This is a genomic window from Marinobacter sp. UBA2498 (assembly GCF_002341575.1).
In the GTDB taxonomy this organism is placed as follows: Bacteria; Pseudomonadota; Gammaproteobacteria; order Pseudomonadales; family Oleiphilaceae; genus Marinobacter; species Marinobacter manganoxydans.
In genome coordinates this window covers 58,802-60,249 of record NZ_DDOI01000145.1, presented here as the reverse complement: position 1 = coordinate 60,249, position 1,448 = coordinate 58,802, and the positions used below count along the sequence as shown (strand labels likewise).

At 60.3% G+C, this 1,448-nt stretch carries 1 protein-coding gene and 1 pseudogene; one reads left to right on the top strand and one right to left on the bottom strand.

Annotation, left to right across the window (positions count from 1 at the left end):
- Positions 1 to 103 precede the first annotated feature (103 nt).
- Positions 104 to 1,054, top strand: a complete 951-nt coding sequence (locus tag B2W52_RS20295; protein WP_008172692.1) for a DMT family transporter — start codon at positions 104 to 106, stop codon at positions 1,052 to 1,054.
- Here the strand turns inward: B2W52_RS20295 and B2W52_RS20290 are convergent.
- Positions 1,011 to 1,448: pseudogene (locus B2W52_RS20290) on the bottom strand (hypothetical protein); the annotation flags it as partial. The gene B2W52_RS20295 and the pseudogene B2W52_RS20290 sit on opposite strands and share 44 nt — an antisense overlap.

Below are 1,448 nucleotides of genomic sequence, written 5' to 3'. Positions count from 1 at the left end.
GGATGGCGGAGAGCAAGCGTACAGGGACGTATTCACAGCGGTTTTCGGAGGGAGCCACACGATTTGCTCTTGCACCAGAGCTTGAAGACCAAAGGAGAAAAACATGTCAGGAAAAACCGTAAACAGCGCCATCCTGCTGCTGGTGATCGGCAACGCCATGGCATTGATCTCTGACGTGTTCATCAAACTCCTGGAGCCCGGCGCGCCCGTATTTCAGTTTGCGTTTCTGCGCTGCCTGATCACCCTGGGCCTTCTGCTGCCAATGGCCGGGCAACTGGACCGGAAAAACCTGTTCGCCGGACTGAAGATCCACACCTTCCGGGCCCACATCCACCTGGCCGGCCTCCTGTGCATGGTGATCGCCCTGGGCAACCTGCCGCTGGCAACCGCCAACGCCGTCTTCTATGCCGCGCCCATCCTGGTGATGGTGCTCTCGGTATTCCTGTTCCGGGAAAAGCTGACACCCCTAAGCGTAACCGCCGTGTTCAGCGGCTTTGCCGGCATTGTGCTCATTCTACGGCCGGTGGAATTCAACTGGGCGGCCGTGGCAGCCCTTGGCTCGGCGTTTGCCCTGGCCATCAACGCCGTGCTGGTCCGGAAACTGCCGAAACAGCAGAGCACTGTCCACAAACTATTCCTGAACTACCTGCTGATTCTGCCAGCGGCTGGCGCCCTGGCCTGGTGGGAAGGCGCACAGTGGGATTCAGGCATCCTGATCGGCGCCATGGGCTCGGCCCTGTTCATTCTGGGCTACAACATCACCGTATTGCTGGCCTACCGCCAGGTAGACGCCAACCAGGTCACCAGCGCCGAGTACACCGGTCTGATCTGGGCCGTGGGGATTGGCTGGATCTGGTTCGGAGAGGTGCCCGACCTGTGGTTCCTGGCCGGCAGCCTGATGATCGTGGTGCCCCTGCTGCTCATTGGCCTGCAGCACCGGCGCAAGGAGCCTGCAAGAGGATTTAATCCAGCCCCGGAGCAACAGCAGCTCCGGAGCCAGGAAGCTTCATTCAGTGCCGGGACGATTCAATTAGCGCGTGAGTGTCGTGAATGATCCGACCAATCCGGGCCTCCGGCGGCAATCCGTCACCGTAGCCCAGTTTGAGGAGGTAATGGCCTGAATGGTTGCGATGCCAGTCACGCCGGCGGTCATGCCTGTCGCGATAGACATCGCGCTTGTGCTTCTTGCCCCAATGGCGCTTGTCACCATGGTAGCCGTGGCGATCGTAACGATTGTGGTGCTTGCGGTCCCACTTATGCTGTTTGTAGTGCCGGGGCTTGTGATGGTGCCGATCATAACGGTCGTCGCGGTAGTGGGCCTGCAGGAACTTTTTCTGTTGGCCAGGCGGCAGGGCATTGCCCCGCTCATGGTGCTTTTGCCAGCCGTGACCACGGCGGTCATCGTCGTTGGCCATCACCGGAGCCGATGCCATCAGGAATGCCGTTAC